Source organism: Micromonospora sp. CNB394 (genome assembly GCF_000374985.1).
GTDB lineage: Bacteria > Actinomycetota > Actinomycetes > Mycobacteriales > Micromonosporaceae > Micromonospora > Micromonospora marina.
In genome coordinates, this window is sequence record NZ_KB895826.1 from 358,673 (window position 1) to 375,652 (window position 16,980).

Below are 16,980 nucleotides of genomic sequence, written 5' to 3' on the forward strand. Positions count from 1 at the left end.
GACAAACCCGGGTGCCGGTGTTAAGAAGGGGCCCTTCCTCTACCGGAGGCGTTAATAGGGGGCCCTTCCTTACACGGCGGCCAGCGCGTCGACGGCCTTGCGGGCGGCGATCAGCACCGGATCCCACACCGGGGCGTACGGCGGCGCGTAGCCCAGGTCGAGGGCTGTCATCTCGTCCACGGTCATGCCGTTCCACAGCGCCACGGCGAGCACGTCGATCCGCTTGGCCGCCTCGGACCAGCCGACGATCTGCGCCCCGAGCAACCGCCCGCTGAGCCGTTCGGCGATCAGCTTGACCGTCATCGGCCGCGAGCCCGGGTAGTAGCCGGCCCGGTTCGTCGACTGGGCCAGCACCGTGACGAACTCGAAGCCGGCCTCCCGCGCGTCCCGCTCACGCAGCCCGGTGCGGCCCACCTCCAGCTCGCAGACCTTGGTGACGGCGGTGCCGATGACGCCGGGGAAGGTGGCGTACCCGCCGCCGATGTTGATGCCCGCGACCCGGCCCTGCTTGTTGGCGTGCGTGCCGAGCGGGATGTGCACCGGCATGCCGCTGACCCGGTGCAGAGACTCCACGCAGTCGCCCGCCGCCCAGACGCCGGGCACGCCCGGCACCCGCATCCGGCGGTCGGTGCGGACCGCGCCGGAGGGACCGATCGGCAGGCCGGCGGCCTCGGCGAGCGCGGTGTTGGGGCGTACGCCGAGACCCAGCACCACGACGTCGGCCGGGATCGGCCCCTCGTCGGTGACCACCGCGGAGATCCGGCCGTCCCGCTCCTGGAGACCGGTGACGGTGAGGCCGGTGCGGACGCCGATCCCGGTCGCGCGCAACGCGTCGGCCACCAGCTCGCCCATGTCCGGATCCACAGTCGACATCGGCTGGTCGGCCTGCTCGACCAGCTGGACCTTCAGCCCGCGCTGCACGAGCGCCTCGCTCATCTCGACGCCGACGTAGCCGCCGCCGACCACCACCGCGTGCCGGGGCCGGGGTTCGCGTTCCAGCCAGTCGATCAGCGCCGCGCCGTCGCCGAGCGTCTGCACGCCGTACACGCCCGACACCTCGTCGCGCGCCCACTCCGGTTGCACCGGGGACGCTCCGGTGGCGTACACCAGGGTATCGAAACCGGCGCGGACCTCGCCGCCGCCGTCCAGGTCGCGCGCGGTCACCTCGCGGCGGTCCAGGTCGATGGCGGTGACCTCGTGGCGGGTACGGACCTCGATGCCGAAGTCGTCGCGGAAGGTCTGCGGATCGCGGGAGATCAGCTCGTCCCGCTCCGCCACCATGCCGCTGACCCAGTAGGGGATGCCACAGGCCGAGTAGGAGGTGAAGTGACCGCGCTCGAACGCGACGATCTCCAGGTCGGAGCGGTCGCGGCGGCGGCGTCGCGCCTGCGACGCCGCCGACATGCCGGCGGCGTCGCCGCCGATGACGATCATGCGTTCGGCCACGTCGCCCATCCTGTCATGCCGGGCCACGGCCGCGCGGCCGCTCAACCACGGGTCTGTCGCGCCACGTCCGCGACCACGTCGACGAGCCGTCCGGTACGCGCGAACACCTCCCGCTGCCGCGCCGCGCCGCTGCCGTGCCGGCGCAGCCCGGCCAGCAGGTCGGTCACCCGGTCCAGGTCACCGTGCCGTTCCAGTTCCGGGCGCAGCCGGTCCACCAGGCGGTCCAGCAGCTCCCAGGCCGGGCGCAGCTCACCGTCGGTGAGGTCGACGCCCTCGCCCTCCAGCCCGTCGTGGGCGGCCCGCCAGTGCGCCGCCACCAGCAGGTGGTGGTCGGTGTTGACGGCCGGACGGCCGGCGGCGACGTCGGTGAGCGCGGTGGCGACGAGCGCGCGGACCAGTGCCGCCACCAGCACCGCGTCGTCCACCGACGGGCAGACGTCACCGATGCGGATCTCCACCGTGGGGTACTTCGCGGAGAGCCGGGCGTACCAGTAGAGCATGCCCTCGTCCAGCATCACGCCGCTGGCGATGAGCTGCCGGATCAGCCGCTCGTAGTGCTCGTGCGACTCCAGGAACGGGGTGGGCGCGACCGACGGCCAGCGTTCCCACTCCACCGAGCGCCAGCTCGCGTACCCGGTGTCCTCGCCACGGGAGAACGGGGAGTTGGCGGTGACCGCGTGCAGGATCGGCAGCCACGGCCGGACGTGGTTGAGCACCTGCACGCCGGTGCCCGGGTCGGGGATGCCGACGTGCACGTGCATGCCGTTGTTGCCGGGCCCGGGCACCAGCAGCCGGAACCGCTCGATCATCCGGTCGAAGCGCGGCTTGTCCACCACCGGCGGCACCGGCCCGTCGACCGGCCCGGTGCCGATCGCGAGCAGCCGTACGCCCGCCCGCTCGGCGGCGTCGGCCAGCTCGGTGCGCAGCATCGACAGCGAGTGCCGGATCGAGGACAGGTCCAGCCCGGGTGGGCTGCCGATCTCGATCTGGCTGGTCTGGAACTCGCGTTCCACCTGACCCCGCAGCTCGGCCGGCACCTGATCCATGACCAGGTCGACGGCGGGTACGGCGGCCCCGGTGTGCGGGTCGGCGAGCAGGAACTCCTCCTCGACGCCGACTGTCAGCAGGTCGGTTCCGCCGGGTGCGGCGCTCTGCTCCCGCTCCGCCACTGGGCCACTCATCGTCACCACCGTCTCTCCGGACCGCTCGCGGCACCGTGCCACGTGGTCGAGGCCCTGTTACCCACCGTGTCCGTTTCCGGAAACGTGCCGGTGGCGTGTCGGCGCCGGTTCGCCCGTTCGGGTCGTCCGGCCGCAGTGGCGGCGTACCGGTCCGCCGTGCGCGCGGGGCGCCCGCGGCGTGACAGGGCGGGCTAGTGTGGTCGCGTGGCCGGGATGCTGGCGGTGCTGACGGGGGCGTGGGCCTACGCCCTCACGCTGTTCGCCGACCGGCCGGCCGGCCTGGTCGCCGGTGCGGCCGTCGTCGCCGCGCTGCTGCTCGCCACCCTGCTCGCGCTGCGGGTCCGCGCGCTGCCCACGCCGCCCGGCACCCGGTTCACCGCCTCGCTGCGGGCGCGCGCCCGCCGTCGGGGGGTGCCCCGGCAGGTCGACCCGGACGCAGCGGGGCGTCCGCGTCCCCGCGCACCCGGCCTGCGCCCCTCGGCCGCGTAGCCGTCCGCCGGTTCGCTCCGGCGGTCGCCGGTTGCTCCGTCCCGGCTTTCGCGGCCGATTCCGTCGTCATCCGTCCCGCCGTGCGGCATGTCGCCGCCCGGGACACCGGAATCGCCATCGAGGGGTCCACCCATGCTCGCCTTCGCTCCGTTGCACTCCGCGGCCTCGGCCGCGGCCACCGTCGTCACCTGGCTCGCCGAGGTGCTCGCCCCGCTCGCCGGCGGCGCCGCGACGGCCGCCGCCATCGTCCTGTTCACAGTCGCCGTCCGGCTCCTGATCTCGCCGCTGACGGTGGCCCAGGTTCGCGGGGAGCGGCGCCGCGCCGCGCTCGCCCCCGATGTACGGGAGCTCCAGCGCCGGTACGCCGACGATCCGGCCCGCCTCCAGAGCGAGTTGTTCGCGCTCTACCGCAACGCCGGGGCCAGCCCGGTCGCGGGCTGCCTGCCGGCGCTGTTGCAGGCGCCGTTCTTCCTGGTCATGTACCGCGTGTTCGCCACCGGTGACGGGGCGCCGGAGCTGCTGGGGGAGCGGCTCGCCGGCGTACCGCTGGGGTGGCACCTCGGCGACGGGCTCGCCGGCCCGGTGCCGCTGGTGTTCGGGGTGCTGCTGGCCGCGCTGCTCGCGCTGGCCTGGTGGTCCTCGCGGCGGATGCGCCGGGCGGCGGCCGCCACCGGCACCGTGGCCGGTGCCCCGGCCGAGGGGCCGGGCGCGGCGGTGCTCGGGCGGCTGCTGCCGCTGCTGCCGTACGGCACGGTGCTGGTGGCGCTCGTGGTGCCGCTGGCGGCGGTGCTCTATCTGGTCACCACCACTGCGTGGACGGCGCTGGAGCAGGTGGTGCTGCGCCGGCCGCAGCCGGCGGAAGCCATCGACAAGCGTTGACAAGTGCGGGGGCGGGCGCGTAGAAATCGCTCTCAGAGAGCGCTCTCCGGACCCGTCCCCGCAGAGAGGCACCCCGAATGAACCCGATCCCGGCGGCCCCGGCCGCCTCCGCAACCGAGCCCCGAACACGCCGCCGGCTCGCCCTGGCCGCCGGCGTCCTCGCGCTCACCACAGCGCTCGCGGGCGTCTCGATGACCGCCCAGGCCGCCGTGCCCCCGACGCCGTCCGGCTGGAACCTGGTGTGGAGCGACGACTTCACCGGCTCCGCCGGCACGCTGCCCTCGTCCGCCAACTGGATCATCGACACCGGCACCGGCTACCCGGGCGGCCCGGCCAACTGGGGCACCGGCGAGATCCAGACCTACACCTCCAGCACCGCCAACCTGGCCCACGACGGCTCGGGCAACCTGCGCATCACGCCACTGCGGGACTCGGCCGGCCGCTGGACCTCGGCCCGGATCGAGACGGTGCGTTCGAACTTCAAGGCGCCGTCGGGCGGCGTGCTGGCCCTGGAGGGCCGCATCCAGATGCCGAACGTGACAGGCGCGGCGGCGTCCGGGTACTGGCCGGCGTTCTGGGCGCTCGGCTCGCCGTACCGGGGCAACTACCAGAACTGGCCGGGCATCGGCGAGTTCGACGTGATGGAGAACGTCAACGGGATCAACTCGGTCTGGGGCGTGCTGCACTGCGGTGTCGCGCCGGGCGGCCCGTGCGGGGAGTTCAACGGCATCGGCGCGTCCCGGGCCTGCCCGGGCAGCACCTGCCAGTCGGCGTTCCACACCTACCGGTTCGAGTGGGACGCCTCGACCAGCCCGCAGCAACTGCGCTGGTACGTCGACGGCCAGCTCTTCCACACCGTCCGGCAGAACCAGATCGGTGAGCCGTACTGGAGTCAGATGACCAACCACGCCGGCTACTTCCTGCTGCTCAACGTGGCGATGGGCGGCGGCTTCCCGGACGGCGTGGCCGGCTCGGCGACGCCCACCGCCGCCACGGTGCCCGGCCGGTCGATGCTCGTCGACTACGTGGCCGTCTACACCCGGGGCGGTGGCGGCAACCCGTCGCCGAACCCGACCACGCCGCCGCCGGGCGGGGTGCGCGACGCGTACGCCACGATCCAGGCCGAGTCGTTCAACGCGCAGAACGGCGTGCAGGTGGAGACGTGCGCCGAGGGCGGCCAGGACATCGGCTGGCTCGCCAACGGCGACTGGGCCCGCTACGACAACGTCGACTTCGGCTCGACGCCGCCGCGCGACTTCGTGGCCCGGGTCGCCTCCGGCGCGGCGTCCGGAGTGAGCGGGCTGGTCGAGGTCCGGGTGGACAGCCCGACCGCGCCGCCGATCGGCAGTTTCGCGGTCGGCAACACCGGCGGCTGGCAGACCTGGCGCTCGGTGCCCGGCAACGTCGGCGCGGTGACCGGCCGGCGCACTGTCTACCTGACGTTCAGCAGCGGCCAGCCGTCCGACTTCGTCAACGTCAACTGGTTCACCTTCCGCCGCTGAACGCGGCCGCAACGCGGCCCGGACCCCTCGGGGTTCGGGCCGCCCGCGCGGCGGTCAGCGCCCGGTGGCCACCGACTGCCGGGCGCGCCGCCGGCGTACCTTCTTCACCGCCCAGCTCACGATCATGAAACCGAAGACGGCGAAGATCGCGTAGTTGAACCACTGGCCGTACCTGTCGACGTCCCTCCACCGCGAACCGAGGGCGAAACCCGCGCCGACGATCAGCGCGTTCCACACCCCGCTGCCGAGCGTCGTCAGCAGGATGAACTCGCCCAGCGGCATCCGGTTCGCACCGGCCGGGATCGAGACCAGGCTGCGCACCACCGGCACCACCCGGCCGATCAGCACCGCCCACCGGCCGTGCCGCTCGAACCAGCGGTCGGCCTTCTCCAGATCCTCCAGGTCGACCAGGGGGATGTGGTCCAGCCAGCGCTTGAGCCGGTCCTCGCCGAGCGCCGCGCCGAGCCAGTAGAGCACCAGCGCGCCGAGCAGAGAGCCGACGGTCGCGGCGACCACGATGAGCACCACGTTGAACCGGCCCTCGGCGGACAGGTAGCCGGCCATCGCCAGCACGATCTCGCTCGGGATCGGCGGGACGATGCTCTCCAGCGCCACCAGCAGCGCCACCCCGACCGCGCCGAGCGAGTCGATCACGCTCGCCACCCAGCCGGTCAGCCCGGTGAACTGGTTCGGGTCGACGTCCTGGGCCAGGGCCATGGCGGTCCTTCCACGCGAGAGCCGGAGATCCGACGTGATACCCGGACGACCCGCCGTCACACCTTTGCCTCAGACTCCGGGTGCAGCGCGGCGTCCGCCGGACCCCGCCGCCAGCCGGTGAAGCGGACCAGTCGTACCGGGTTTGCCGCCGGGCGCGATCGGAGAACTAGTCCCCGCATGGGTGACAGGTGGTATCAGGAGGCGGTCGTCTACTGCCTCGACGTCGACACGTACGCGGACTCCGACGGCGACGGGGTGGGTGACTTCCAGGGCCTCATCGGCCGGCTGGACTATCTGGCCCGGCTCGGCGTGACCTGCCTGTGGCTGAACCCGATCCACCCCTCGCCGAACAAGGACGACGGGTACGACGCGACCGACTTCTACAACGTCGACCCGCGCCTGGGTACGCTCGGTGACTTCGCCGAACTGCTGCACCAGGCGGGCAACCGGGGCATCCGGGTGATCATCGACCTGGTGGTCAACCACACCTCGGACCAGCACCCGTGGTTCCAGTCGGCCCGGTCCTCGCCCGACTCGCCGTACCGGGACTGGTACGTCTGGGCCGACCACGAGCCGGACGACCGCCACCAGGGCATGGTCTTCCCGGGCGAGCAGCACGAGACGTGGACCTACGACCGGACCGCCAAGGCGTGGTATTACCACCGCTTCTACAAGTTCCAGCCGGACCTGAACGTCGAGAACCCGAAGGTCCGGGCGGAGATCAAGAAGATCACCTCGTTCTGGCTGCAACTCGGCGTCTCCGGCTTCCGGATGGACGCGGTGCCGTTCATCATCGAACGTACCGAGCCGGGCAACCCGAACTCACCCAAGGACTTCGACTTCCTCACCGACCTGCGCCAGCACGTGCAGTGGCGGCGCGGCGACGCGGCCCTGCTGGCCGAGGCGAACGTCGAGCCGGACGAGCTGCCCGTCTACTTCGGCGACGGCAGCGGGTCGGGCAACCGGATCCACATGCTGTTCGACTTCATGCTCAACGGCCGGCTGATGCTCGCCCTGGCCCGGGAGGACCCGGAGGCGATCATCGACGCGTTGCGCGACACCCCGAAGCTGCCCACCGGCGGCCAGTGGGCGACGTTCCTGCGCAACCACGACGAGATCGACCTGTCCCGGCTCACCGCCGACCAGCGCAAGGACGTGCTGGCGACGTTCGGGCCGGACGAGAACATGCAGCTCTACGGCCGGGGTATCCGCCGGCGTCTCGCACCCATGCTCGGCAACGACCGCCGGCACATCGAGCTGGCGTACGCGTTGCAGTTCTCGCTGCGCGGCACGCCGGTGCTGCGCTACGGCGAGGAGATCGGCATGGGGGAGAACCTGGCGCTGGACGGACGCGACGCGATCCGTACCCCGATGCAGTGGTCATACAAGGACAACGCGGGCTTCTCCACCGCCGAGCCGGAGAAGCTGATCCGCCCGGTGATCGACAAGGGTGAGTACAGCTACCAGAACGTCAACGTCACCGCCCAGCGCAAGGATCCCCGGTCGCTGCTCGCCTGGTTCGAGCGGATGATCCGGACGCTGCGGGAGGCGCCGGAGATCGGCTCGGGCAGCACCACCCACATCGACGTGCCGATGCCGCCGGGTGTGCTCGCGCACCGCGCCGACGGGCGTACCGGGACGATGGTCTTCCTGCACAACCTCGGCACCGGCGACGCCGAGGTCGACCTGAGCACGCTGGCGCCGGAGGCGGACCTGCCGATCGACGTGCTGAGCGACCGCAACTACGAGGACGTGGGCAAGCTCGACCGGCTCAAGCTCGGCGGGTACGGCTACCGGTGGATCCGGCTCTGCCGGGGCGACGGCCGGTAGGCACGGCGTACCGGCGGGTTAAGCTCCTGCGATCGAGCCATAAGTTACCGGGAGGTAATCATGTCGGAGGAGCCCCGCGTCGCCATCGTCACCGGAGCCGCGCGCGGCATCGGGGCGGCGACCGCCCGCCGTCTGGCGGCCGACGGCATGGCCGTCGCCGTGGTCGACATCGACGAGTCCGCCACCAAGGAGGCAGTGGACGCCATCGGCTCGGCCGGCGGCAGGGCTCTCGGCGTCGGCGCCGACGTGTCCGACCGGGCCCAGGTCGAGGCCGCCGTGGAACGGATCGCCGCCGAACTGGGCGCACCGACAGTGCTCGTCAACAACGCCGGCGTGCTGCGTGACAACCTGCTGTTCAAGATGACCGAGGGCGACTGGGACACGGTCATGGGCGTGCACCTGCGCGGGGCGTTCCTGTTCAGCCAGGCCGCGCAGAAGCACATGGTCGAGGCGAAGTGGGGCCGGATCGTCAACCTGTCCAGCACGTCCGCGCTCGGCAACCGGGGCCAGGCGAACTACTCGGCCGCCAAGGCCGGCCTCCAGGGCTTCACCAAGACGCTGGCGATCGAGCTGGGCCCGTTCGGGGTGACAGTGAACGCGGTCGCGCCGGGCTTCATCGTCACCGACATGACCGCGGCGACCGCGGCCCGGATGAAGGTCGACTTCGACGACCTGCAGAAGCACGCCGCCGCCGAGATCCCGGTACGCCGTCCCGGCCGCCCCGAGGACGTCGCGCACACCATCTCGTTCCTGGCCAGCGAGGGCGCGTCCTTTGTCTCCGGCCAGGTCATCTACGTAGCAGGCGGTCCCAAGGACTGACCCGCCCCACCCGGCGCGGGCCCGCTCAGGCGGGGTCGCGCCGGGTGCGCCAGAGCCAGAACAGGCCGAGCACCGGAAGCACCAGCGGCACGTAGCCGTAGCCGCTGCCGAAGTCGGACCAGACCGTCTCGTCCGGAAACAGCTCCCGGTCGGCGATGCTCAGCACGCCCACCCCGAGCACCCCGGCCAGTTCGACGGTGCAGCAGGCGAGCGCGACCCGGCGGCCGGTGTGCCCGGCCCGGGCCAGCCCGACCGCCGCCACGATGTAGATCAGCGCGGCGAGCGCGGAGAGCAGGTACGCCACCGGCGCCTCGTCGAACCTCGTGGCGATCTGCAAGCCGGCCCGCGAGGTCGCGGCGATGGCGAAGAGGATGTAGACGGCGATCAGCAACCGCCCCGGCCCACGGTTGGTGGCGCGCTGCTCGTGTCCGGAAGTGGTGTCAGCCACCGAGGATGTCCCAGGTCTGCTGGAGGCGTACCGCCACCACCGGCGTGACCAGGCAGATCGCGCAGACGATGCCCGAGCCCCAGCGGGTCGGCTCCATCCGGGCCAGCACCCAGGCCAGCGGCGGCAGGCAGACGAGCGTCACCAGGTAGCCGAAGAACGCGCCCGGCTCGCCCGGCCGGTCCCCGCCGCCGAGCGCGACGAGCGCCGTCACGGTGAGCGCGAGCAGCGCCACCTCCAGCACCGCCAGGCCGACGAACTGGATCCGGTCCGGCGGCCGGTGGCGTACCGCCGCCACCAGGGCCCAGACCGCGACCGCCAGCGAGATCACGATCGCGACCGTGGCGAGCGGCCCGTCCACCGGAGAGGCGTCCGCCGCGCTGGTCGTCGACACGGTGTCGTTCACCGGCACAGCCTACTAATCCGTGTAGTAGCGGCTCGCCCGCCGGGTCGGGGCGCGCCGGACGGGTCCGGGGACTAGCGTGGATCACGGTCCCGGCGCACGCCGGTGGCGGACGTCGACGGCAGGGGGCCGGGGTGCGGTTCGGGTTGTTCGGCACGGGTTACTGGGCGGCGGAGACGCACGCCGCGGCCATCGAGGCGCACCCGCGGGCCCGGCTCGCCGGCGTCTGGGGGCGCAACCCGGCGAAGGCGGAGGAACTGGCCACCCGGCACGGCGTACCGGCCTTCACCGACGTCGACGCCCTCATCGACGCCTGCGACGCGGTCGCCGTGGCGCTCCCGCCGGACGTGCAGGCCGACATCGCCGTGCGGGCCGCCACCGCCGGACGGCACCTGCTGCTGGACAAGCCGTTGGCGCTCGACCTCGCCGACGCCGACCGGGTGGTCGCGGCGGCCCAGGCGTCCGGGGTCGCCTCGGTGGTCTTCTTCACCCAGCGCTTCCACCCGAACGTCACCGGGTTCCTCGCCTCGACCGCGGCGGCCGGCGGCTGGCAGCACGCCCGCGCCACCATGTTCGCGTCGATCTTCCAGCCTCAGAACCCGTACGGCGACTCGACCTGGCGGCGGGAGCGCGGCGCGCTCTGGGACATCGGCCCGCACGCGTTGTCGCTGATCCTGCCGGTGCTCGGCCGGGTCACCCGGGTCGCCGCGATGGACGGCCCGAGCGGCCTGGTGCACCTGCTGCTCACCCACGACGGCGGTGCGACAAGCTCACTCTCGCTCACCCTCGACGCGCCGTCCGAGGCGGTCACCCGGGACTTCGTCTTCTTCGGCGAGAACGGCACCGAGACGGTCCCGCCCGGCGACGGCAGCGCGCTCCAGGCGTTCGGCGCCGCGCTCGACCAGTTGCTGGAGGAGGTCGACGCCGGCACCCGTGACCACCGCTGCGACGTGCGGTTCGGCCGCGAGGTGGTGGCGGTGCTGGACGCCGCGCAGACCGCCCGGACGCAGGCCCGCACCGTCGAGCTGTAAGGAAGGGCCCCTTCTTAACGTCTCCGGTAGAGGAGGGGCCCCCGCTTAACACCGCCGGTCAGGCGCCGGCTAGCGTGACGATCGCCTCGCCCAGTTCGGTGGAAGAGTGGAACTCCTCGGCCGGCAGGGACCGCAGCGCCTGGAGCGCCTCGGTGCTCGCGCCGTTCTCCTGGCCCCAGCGGACCAGATCCTCCCGGGAGACCGGGTAGTCCAGCCCGGCCAGGAACTCCTGCAACTGCGCGCCGGTGACGGTCATGCCGCCCGGCTACCCGCTGAGCCCGGCGCCATGCCCATCTGCGGGTTCCGGACCTCGTCCGCCGCGTGCCCGCCGCCGCCCGGGCTCAGCGGGTAGCCGGTTTGTCCCGACGGGCCCCGGGTAGCCGCTGACATGCTGGTACAGCGGCTCGGCGCGCCGAGCGACTTCGACCCCTTGCTGGACCGCGTGCGGGACGCCCGGGTGGTGATGATCGGCGAGGCGACGCACGGCAGCTACGACTACTACCGGCTGCGGGAACAGCTCACCCGGCGGCTCATCGCCGAGCAGGGGTTCGACTTCGTGGCGGTGGAGGGCGACTGGCCGGACTGCGACCGGGTGCACCGGTCGGTGGTCGGCGCCCCGGACGGGGCGGCCGATCCGCTCGTCGCGCTGGAGCGCTTCGAGCGCTGGCCCACCTGGATGTGGGCGAACGCCGAGGTGGCCCGCTTCTGCCGCTGGCTGCGGGCGTGGAACCTGGATCGCCACGAGGGGGAGCGGGCCGGCTTCCACGGGCTGGACGTGTACTCCCTCTGGGAGTCGATGCAGGCCATCTTCGACTACCTCGGCGAGGAGGACCCGGCCTCGCTGGAGGCGGCCCAGGAGGCGTACCGCTGCTTCGAGCCGTACGGCAAGCGGGTCGAGGAGTACGGGATGGCCAGCCGGTTCGTCTCCGCCCGGTGCGAGGAGGAGGTGGTCCGGCTGCTGGCGCGTACCCGGGAACAGGCCGCCGCGGACGGCCCGGACCGCTTCTCGGCCTGGCAGAACGCGGAGGTGGTGGCCGGCGCGGAGCGGTACTACCGGGCCATGGTCGGCGGCGGGCCCGAGTCGTGGAACGTCCGCGACGTCCACATGGCCGACACGCTCGACCGGCTGCTCGACCGGTACGGACCGGGCTCGCGGGGCATCGTGTGGGCGCACAACACGCACGTCGGCGACGCCCGGGCCACCGACATGGCGGCGGACGGCATGGTCAACATCGGGCAGCTCGGCCGGGAACGGCACGGCCGGGACGCGGTGGCGTTGATCGGCTTCGGTAGCTTCCGCGGCAGCGTGGTCGCCGCGCCGCGCTGGGGCTCACCGGCCGAGACGATGGTGGTCCCGCCGGCTCGGGAGGGCTCGGTGGAGCATCGGCTGCACGAGCTGATGCCGGATCGGGCGGTGCTGGTCTTCGGCGGCGACGACCAGCCGGAGTGGGTGACCGGCGAGGCGGACCACCGGGCCGTCGGGGTGGTGTACGACCCGAGCTTCGAGTCCTGGGGCAACTACGTGCCGACCCGGCTGGGTGAGCGCTACGACGCGTTCATCTGGTGCGACGAGACGACAGCGCTGCACCCGCTGCCGACGCTCGTGGTGCCCGGTGAGATGGAGACGTATCCGGCGGGCGTGTGACGGGTGGGGCCCGGACGGACCCCACCCGTACGGATCACACGTTCGCGTGCTGCTTCTCGGCGAGGTGGGCGCGCAGGCCCTCACCCTCGACGTCCACGTTGGGCAGGATCTTGTTCAGCCAGCGCGGCAGCCACCAGGCTGCGTTGTTCAGCAGCGACATCACCGCCGGCACGATCGTCATCCGGACCACGAACGCGTCGATGGCGACACCGATCGCGAGCGCGAAGCCCATCGACTTGATGATCGGGTCCTCCAGGAAGACGAAGCCGCCGAACACCGAGATCATGATGAGCGCGGCGGCGGTGACCACCCGGGCGCCGTGTCCCATGCCGTTGATGGTGGCCTGCTGGGCGGTGTCGCCGTGCACGAAGTCCTCGCGCATCCGGGAGACCAGGAAGACCTCGTAGTCCATGGCCAGGCCGAACAGGATGCCGATGAGCAGGATCGGCAGGAAGCTGACCAGCGGCGCCGGGGTGTCCAGGCCGACCAGGTCGGCCAGGTGGCCCTGCTGGAACACCGCCACCGTGATGCCGAAGGTGGCGGCCACGGTGAGCAGGAAGCCCAGGGCCGCCTTCACCGGCACCAGGATCGACCGGAACACCAGCATCAGCAGCAGGATCGACAGGCCCACCACCAGCAGCAGGTAGACCGGCAGCGCGTCGGAGAGCTTCTCCGACACGTCGATGCCGACCGCGGTGACGCCGGTGAGCAGCACGTCGGCGTTCTGGATGCCGGCGACCTGCGCACGGATGTCCTGCACGACCGTCTCGGTCGCCTCGTCGGTCGGCCCGGTCTCGGGGATCACGCCGAGCAGCGCGGTACGCCCCGACGGGTCGACCTGCGGCGGGGCCACCGCCAGCACCCCTTCGGTCTTCTGGACCAGCGCGGTGACCTGCGGGATGGCGGCCTGGGTGTCCTGCGGCGAGTCGGCGGTCACCACGACCGCGAGCCGGCCGGTGAAGCCGGGGCCGAAGCCCTCCCGGATCAGGTCGCTGCTGACCCGGGCCGGGGTGCCCTCGGCGGCGGCGGAGGCGTCCGGCAGCGCCAGGCGCATGTCCTGGGCCGGGACCGCGAGCAGGCCGAGGCCGAGCAGCCCGACCAGGATGACCGGGATGCGGAACCGGGTCACCCACCGCGCCCAGCGGAAGCCGAAGCCGGAGCGGTCCTCCGACCCGGTGGTCGGGTCCTCGACCGCCTTGCGGTCACGTAGCTTGCGCGGCAGCACCTTGTGGCCGGCGAAGCCGAGCAGGGCCGGGGCCAGCGTGATCGCCACCAGCACGGCCACCGTCACGGTGCCGGCGGCGGCCAGGCCCATCACGGTGAGGAACGGGATGCCCACCACGGCCAGGCCGGCGAGCGCCACCACCACCGTCGCGCCGGCGAAGACCACTGCCGAGCCGGCGGTGCCGACCGCCCGGCCGACCGACTCCTCCGGGGAGAGCCCGTCGAGCAGGTTCTGGCGGTGCCGGGAGGTGATGAACAGCGAGTAGTCGATGCCGACCGCGAGGCCGAGCATCAGCGCCAGGATCGGCGCGGTGCTGGTCAGCTCGACCGCGCCGCTGAGCGCGAACAGGCCGGCCATGCCGACGCCGACGCCGATCAGCGCGTTCAGCATGGTCATCCCGGCCGCCACGAGCGAACCGAAGGTGATCATCAGGACGATCGCCGCGACCAGCACGCCGATCGCCTCGGTCGAACCGACCTCCGGCTCACCGTTGAGCACCTCGCCGCCGGGCGCGATCTGCCAGCCCTGCGCCTCGGCCTGCGCGCCGACCTTCTCGTACGCGTCGCGCTGCTCGTCGGTGACCTCGTCGGCCCCGCCGGCGAACTGCACCTGGATCAGCGCGTACCGGCCGTCCGGGGTGAGCGCCTGCGCCTGGTACGGGTCGACCGCGCCGACCACGCCGGGCAGCGTGGCTGCCTCCTGGGTGACCTGCTTGACCACCGCCTGTCCGGCGGGTGAGGTCAGCGCGCCGTCCTGCGGCGCCTTGACGGCGATCGTGCCGGTGGCGCCGCTGGCCGCCGGGAAGCGGTCGGCGAGCAGGTCGATCGCCTTCTGCGACTCGGTGCCCGGCATGGTGAAGTTGCTCGCCGTCGGGCCCCGCAGCGTGGCCGCGGCCAGGCCGAGGCCGACGAGTACGACGAGCCAGACGACGGCGACGAGTCGTCGCCGGCGCAGGGATGCCCGGCCGAGCCGGTACAGCAGGGTCGCCATGGACCTTCCTTGTCCTCGCAGGAACGGATCAGGTGGTTACTTCGAGTGCGCGGTACGCCACCGCGCGCAGCGCGGTGCGCAGCTGGTCGTCGGGGATGTCCAGGAACTCGCCGCAGGTCTCGGCGATGCCGGCGAGCACGACGAGCGCCGCGACGCGTGCCTCCGGACGGTCGGAGAAGCCGGAGAAGGCGGCGATGAGATGTTCGGAGATCTCCTGGATGTGGGCGAACGCGGGCTGCTGGAGCAGGTCGGGGAACTCTCCCCGCAGCAGTGCGATCTCCCGGCGGAAGCGGACCGCCAGATCGACGAAGCCGTCCGCGGCGACGCGCTGGGCCTGGGCGCCGGTGTGCGCGGCGATCCGGGCGTCCAGTTCCTCCAGCATGGTGATGGCCGGGGCCATCAGCTCACAGAGCAGGGCGTCCTTGCTGGCGAAGTGGTAGAGCACAGTCGCCTTGGAGCAGCCCACCTCGCGGGCGATGTCCTGCAGCGAGGTGCCCTTGTACCCGGTGACGGCGAACCGGCGAGCGGCCGCGGTCAGCAGCTCGTGGTGGGTGGCGGGGGCCGGTCGCGCCATGTCGTCCAGCATGCCTGACCGATCGGTCAGCGTCTGACCGATCGGTCAGATCTACCGCGTGGTGTTCACCACAATGCGTCGTTTCCGCAGCTCAGGACTGTTCGGCACCAAGTCGACTGGGCGCAGCGGGTCGAGGGCTGGGTCAGGCCGACGGGTGGCCGTGCCTGCTGTCGTACTCGGCCCGGGCCGCGCTGATCGCCTCGCGATGCCGCTCCGCCCAGCTCGTCAGCGCCACCAGCGACTCGTACAGCTCCCCGGCCATCGGCGTGGCCGTGTACTCCACCTTGGGCGGCACCGTGGGATGAACGTACCGGTGCAGCAGCCCGTCCCGCTCCAGGTTACGCAGAGTCAGCGTGAGCATCCGCCGGCTGATCCCCTTCACCCGGCGCTCCAGCTCGGTGAAGCGGACCGGGCCGGCCGAGGCGGCGATCAGGATGCCGATGGCCCACTTGCCGCCGACCCGGTCCAGCGCCTCCCGCACGGTGCACGCGCCGGCCCGCTCCGCCGCTCCGGACCCGCACCGGTCCGCCTCTGCCTCACCCACGCACCGATCGTCCCAGGTGCCGGGCACCGTGTCGGGGTTGCCGAGCCGGGCCCGGCCCGGGATGGTGGTCCGATGGGTGCCGCCGACGAGAGCCGGGCCGGAGTGACGCTTACCAACCTCGACCAGCCGCTGTTCGACGGCGCCGGGGCGACCAAACGCGACCTGGTCGACTACCTCGACGCCGTGTGCGACCGGATCCTGCCGGAACTGCGGGACCGACCGCTGTCGGTGCTGCGGGTGCGGCCCGGCCAGGAGCCGTTCATGCAGAAGAACCTGCCGAAGTACACGCCCGACTGGGTCCGCCGGACCGAGGTGTGGGCGGAGGCGTCGCACCGGCGGATCTCGTACGCCCTCTGCGACGACCGGCGGACGCTGCTCTGGTTCGCCAACCAGCGGGCGGTGGAATACCACCCGACGCTCGCTCCGGCCGGGCAGGCCGAGCGCCCGAACCACCTGGTGCTCGACCTCGATCCCCCGGAGGGAGACGCGTTCGACGCCGTGGTGCGGGTCGCGCTGCTGGTGCGGCAGGCGCTCGCCGACGCCGGGCTGACCGGCGCGGTGAAGACGAGCGGCGCCAAGGGGGTGCACGTGGTCGTGCCGGTGGACCCGGCCACCACCGCGGAGGAGGCCGCCGCCGCGACCCGGGCGCTCGCCGCCCGTACCGAACGGCTCGATCCGGCGGCCGCTACCACCGCGTTCATCGTCGCCGACCGCGGCGGCCGCGTCTTCGTCGACTCCACCCGGGCGTACGGGGCGACGGTGGTGTCCGCCTACAGCCCTCGGATCCGGCCCGGCGCCACCGTGTCGTACCCGGTGGGCTGGACCGACCTGGAGAGCGCGAGCCCGGCCGACTTCACCGTACGGACCGTGCCCGCGCTGCTGGGTGACCGGGATCCCTGGGCGGAGGCGCTGCCCGCGCCGCAGCGGCTGCCGGCGGACCTGGTCGAGCAGGGGCGGACCATCCCGGTGGCCCGGGTGCAGGCGATGCACGAGGGCAAACGGCGAGCCCGGGCCCGCCGCGAGGCCGGGTGATCCCTGGGCGGATCAACGCCGCCGCATCGCGGCGGGTCGACTCAACGGCGCAACCAACATCGCCCGCGCCACCAGAACCGCCAACCGCCGATCAAGCCACCTCATCGAAACAGTCACGTAATGTCACCAATTTCACGCCATGGCCCTGCGTTGACGGACGAGACAGCTCGACGATCAGGAGGTGAGCCGTACTCACACGTGAAAGACCCTCGACCATGCCGGTCGAGG

16 protein-coding genes and 1 pseudogene are annotated in these 16,980 nt (G+C 72.5%); 8 read left to right on the plus strand and 9 right to left on the minus strand.

All coding sequences use genetic code 11. The annotated features are described in order from the left end of the window. Nucleotides 1–69: 69 nt before the first annotated feature. A complete protein-coding gene (locus tag C569_RS0105660) occupies nt 70–1,446 on the minus strand; it encodes an FAD-dependent oxidoreductase (RefSeq protein WP_026267744.1) in 1,377 nt (458 codons plus the stop codon). 41 nt (nt 1,447–1,487) lie between these two features. Further along, nucleotides 1,488–2,636: a glutamate--cysteine ligase gene (locus C569_RS0105665; RefSeq protein WP_026267745.1), complete on the minus strand. Its 1,149-nt coding sequence runs from the start codon at nt 2,634–2,636 to the stop codon at nt 1,488–1,490. A 204-nt stretch (nt 2,637–2,840) separates the two neighbouring features. Here C569_RS0105665 and C569_RS0105670 point away from each other — a divergent pair, with 204 nt between their 5' ends. From C569_RS0105670 to C569_RS0105680, 3 genes are all read left to right on the plus strand, one after another. Next, a complete protein-coding gene (locus tag C569_RS0105670) occupies nt 2,841–3,116 on the plus strand; it encodes a DUF6412 domain-containing protein (RefSeq protein ID WP_026267746.1) in 276 nt (91 codons plus the stop codon). A 132-nt stretch (nt 3,117–3,248) separates the two neighbouring features. Further along, nucleotides 3,249–3,995 carry a membrane protein insertase YidC gene (locus C569_RS0105675; RefSeq protein WP_018784827.1) on the plus strand — a complete coding sequence of 249 codons (747 nt, stop codon included), beginning with the start codon at nt 3,249–3,251 and terminating at the stop codon, nt 3,993–3,995. Nucleotides 3,996–4,072: 77 nt separating this feature from the next. Further along, complete coding sequence (locus tag C569_RS0105680; RefSeq protein WP_018784828.1) at nt 4,073–5,497, plus strand: carbohydrate-binding protein; 1,425 nt, start codon at nt 4,073–4,075, stop codon at nt 5,495–5,497. A 54-nt stretch (nt 5,498–5,551) separates the two neighbouring features. Here the strand turns inward: C569_RS0105680 and C569_RS0105685 are convergent, their stop codons facing one another. After that, nucleotides 5,552–6,214 carry a DedA family protein gene (locus C569_RS0105685; RefSeq protein WP_018784829.1) on the minus strand — a complete coding sequence of 221 codons (663 nt, stop codon included), beginning with the start codon at nt 6,212–6,214 and terminating at the stop codon, nt 5,552–5,554. 177 nt (nt 6,215–6,391) lie between these two features. Between C569_RS0105685 and C569_RS0105690 the strand changes: the two genes are divergently transcribed. Further along, nucleotides 6,392–8,044, plus strand: a complete 1,653-nt coding sequence (locus tag C569_RS0105690) for an alpha-amylase family protein (protein ID WP_018784830.1) — start codon at nt 6,392–6,394, stop codon at nt 8,042–8,044. A 60-nt stretch (nt 8,045–8,104) separates the two neighbouring features. Continuing rightward, a complete protein-coding gene (gene fabG, locus C569_RS0105695) occupies nt 8,105–8,863 on the plus strand; it encodes a 3-oxoacyl-ACP reductase FabG (protein ID WP_018784831.1) in 759 nt (252 codons plus the stop codon). Here fabG and C569_RS0105700 read toward each other — a convergent pair. Beyond that, nucleotides 8,836–9,311: pseudogene (locus C569_RS0105700) on the minus strand (hypothetical protein). The gene fabG and the pseudogene C569_RS0105700 overlap by 28 nt on opposite strands. Next, the gene (locus tag C569_RS0105705; RefSeq protein WP_081635903.1) at nt 9,304–9,714 is read right to left on the minus strand and encodes a hypothetical protein; all 411 of its coding nucleotides are present in this window, start codon (nt 9,712–9,714) and stop codon (nt 9,304–9,306) included. The pseudogene C569_RS0105700 and the gene C569_RS0105705 overlap by 8 nt, the downstream one beginning before the upstream one ends. Nucleotides 9,715–9,845: 131 nt before the next feature. On the opposite strand from C569_RS0105705, the gene C569_RS0105710 reads away from it, so the two are divergent. Beyond that, nucleotides 9,846–10,742 carry a Gfo/Idh/MocA family protein gene (locus C569_RS0105710; RefSeq protein WP_018784834.1) on the plus strand — a complete coding sequence of 299 codons (897 nt, stop codon included), beginning with the start codon at nt 9,846–9,848 and terminating at the stop codon, nt 10,740–10,742. Between the two features lie 58 nt (nt 10,743–10,800). Here C569_RS0105710 and C569_RS0105715 read toward each other — a convergent pair whose 3' ends face one another. Then, nucleotides 10,801–10,998 (minus strand): DUF2795 domain-containing protein, encoded by a 198-nt coding sequence (locus C569_RS0105715; protein ID WP_018784835.1) that lies wholly within the window; start codon nt 10,996–10,998, stop codon nt 10,801–10,803. 132 nt (nt 10,999–11,130) lie between these two features. Between C569_RS0105715 and C569_RS0105720 the strand changes: the two genes are divergently transcribed. Next, nucleotides 11,131–12,387, plus strand: a complete 1,257-nt coding sequence (locus C569_RS0105720; RefSeq protein WP_018784836.1) for an erythromycin esterase family protein — start codon at nt 11,131–11,133, stop codon at nt 12,385–12,387. A gap of 34 nt (nt 12,388–12,421) precedes the next feature. On the opposite strand, the gene C569_RS0105725 is transcribed toward C569_RS0105720, so the two are convergent. From C569_RS0105725 to C569_RS0105735, 3 genes are all read right to left on the minus strand, one after another. Further along, entirely contained in the window at nt 12,422–14,602 is a 2,181-nt protein-coding gene (locus C569_RS0105725; protein WP_018784837.1) for an MMPL family transporter, read from the minus strand. A 28-nt stretch (nt 14,603–14,630) separates the two neighbouring features. Then, nucleotides 14,631–15,176, minus strand: a complete 546-nt coding sequence (locus tag C569_RS0105730) for a TetR/AcrR family transcriptional regulator (RefSeq protein WP_026267748.1) — start codon at nt 15,174–15,176, stop codon at nt 14,631–14,633. Between the two features lie 142 nt (nt 15,177–15,318). After that, entirely contained in the window at nt 15,319–15,720 is a 402-nt protein-coding gene (locus C569_RS0105735) for a helix-turn-helix domain-containing protein (protein WP_018784839.1), read from the minus strand. Nucleotides 15,721–15,792: 72 nt separating this feature from the next. Between C569_RS0105735 and ligD the strand changes: the two genes are divergently transcribed. Continuing rightward, entirely contained in the window at nt 15,793–16,752 is a 960-nt protein-coding gene (ligD, locus tag C569_RS0105740; RefSeq protein ID WP_018784840.1) for a non-homologous end-joining DNA ligase, read from the plus strand. Nucleotides 16,753–16,980: the final 228 nt, after the last annotated feature.

Coding starts and splice junctions, on each gene's coding strand:
- C569_RS0105715 (WP_018784835.1), bottom strand. CDS start 10,998: ATGACCGTCACCGGCGCGCAGTTGCAGGAGTTCCTGGCCGGGCTGGAC.
- C569_RS0105725 (WP_018784837.1), bottom strand. CDS start 14,602: ATGGCGACCCTGCTGTACCGGCTCGGCCGGGCATCCCTGCGCCGGCGA.
- C569_RS0105720 (WP_018784836.1), top strand. CDS start 11,131: ATGCTGGTACAGCGGCTCGGCGCGCCGAGCGACTTCGACCCCTTGCTG.
- C569_RS0105730 (WP_026267748.1), bottom strand. CDS start 15,176: ATGGCGCGACCGGCCCCCGCCACCCACCACGAGCTGCTGACCGCGGCC.
- C569_RS0105685 (WP_018784829.1), bottom strand. CDS start 6,214: ATGGCCCTGGCCCAGGACGTCGACCCGAACCAGTTCACCGGGCTGACC.
- C569_RS0105690 (WP_018784830.1), top strand. CDS start 6,392: ATGGGTGACAGGTGGTATCAGGAGGCGGTCGTCTACTGCCTCGACGTC.
- C569_RS0105680 (WP_018784828.1), top strand. CDS start 4,073: ATGAACCCGATCCCGGCGGCCCCGGCCGCCTCCGCAACCGAGCCCCGA.
- ligD (WP_018784840.1), top strand. CDS start 15,793: ATGGGTGCCGCCGACGAGAGCCGGGCCGGAGTGACGCTTACCAACCTC.
- C569_RS0105670 (WP_026267746.1), top strand. CDS start 2,841: ATGCTGGCGGTGCTGACGGGGGCGTGGGCCTACGCCCTCACGCTGTTC.
- C569_RS0105675 (WP_018784827.1), top strand. CDS start 3,249: ATGCTCGCCTTCGCTCCGTTGCACTCCGCGGCCTCGGCCGCGGCCACC.
- fabG (WP_018784831.1), top strand. CDS start 8,105: ATGTCGGAGGAGCCCCGCGTCGCCATCGTCACCGGAGCCGCGCGCGGC.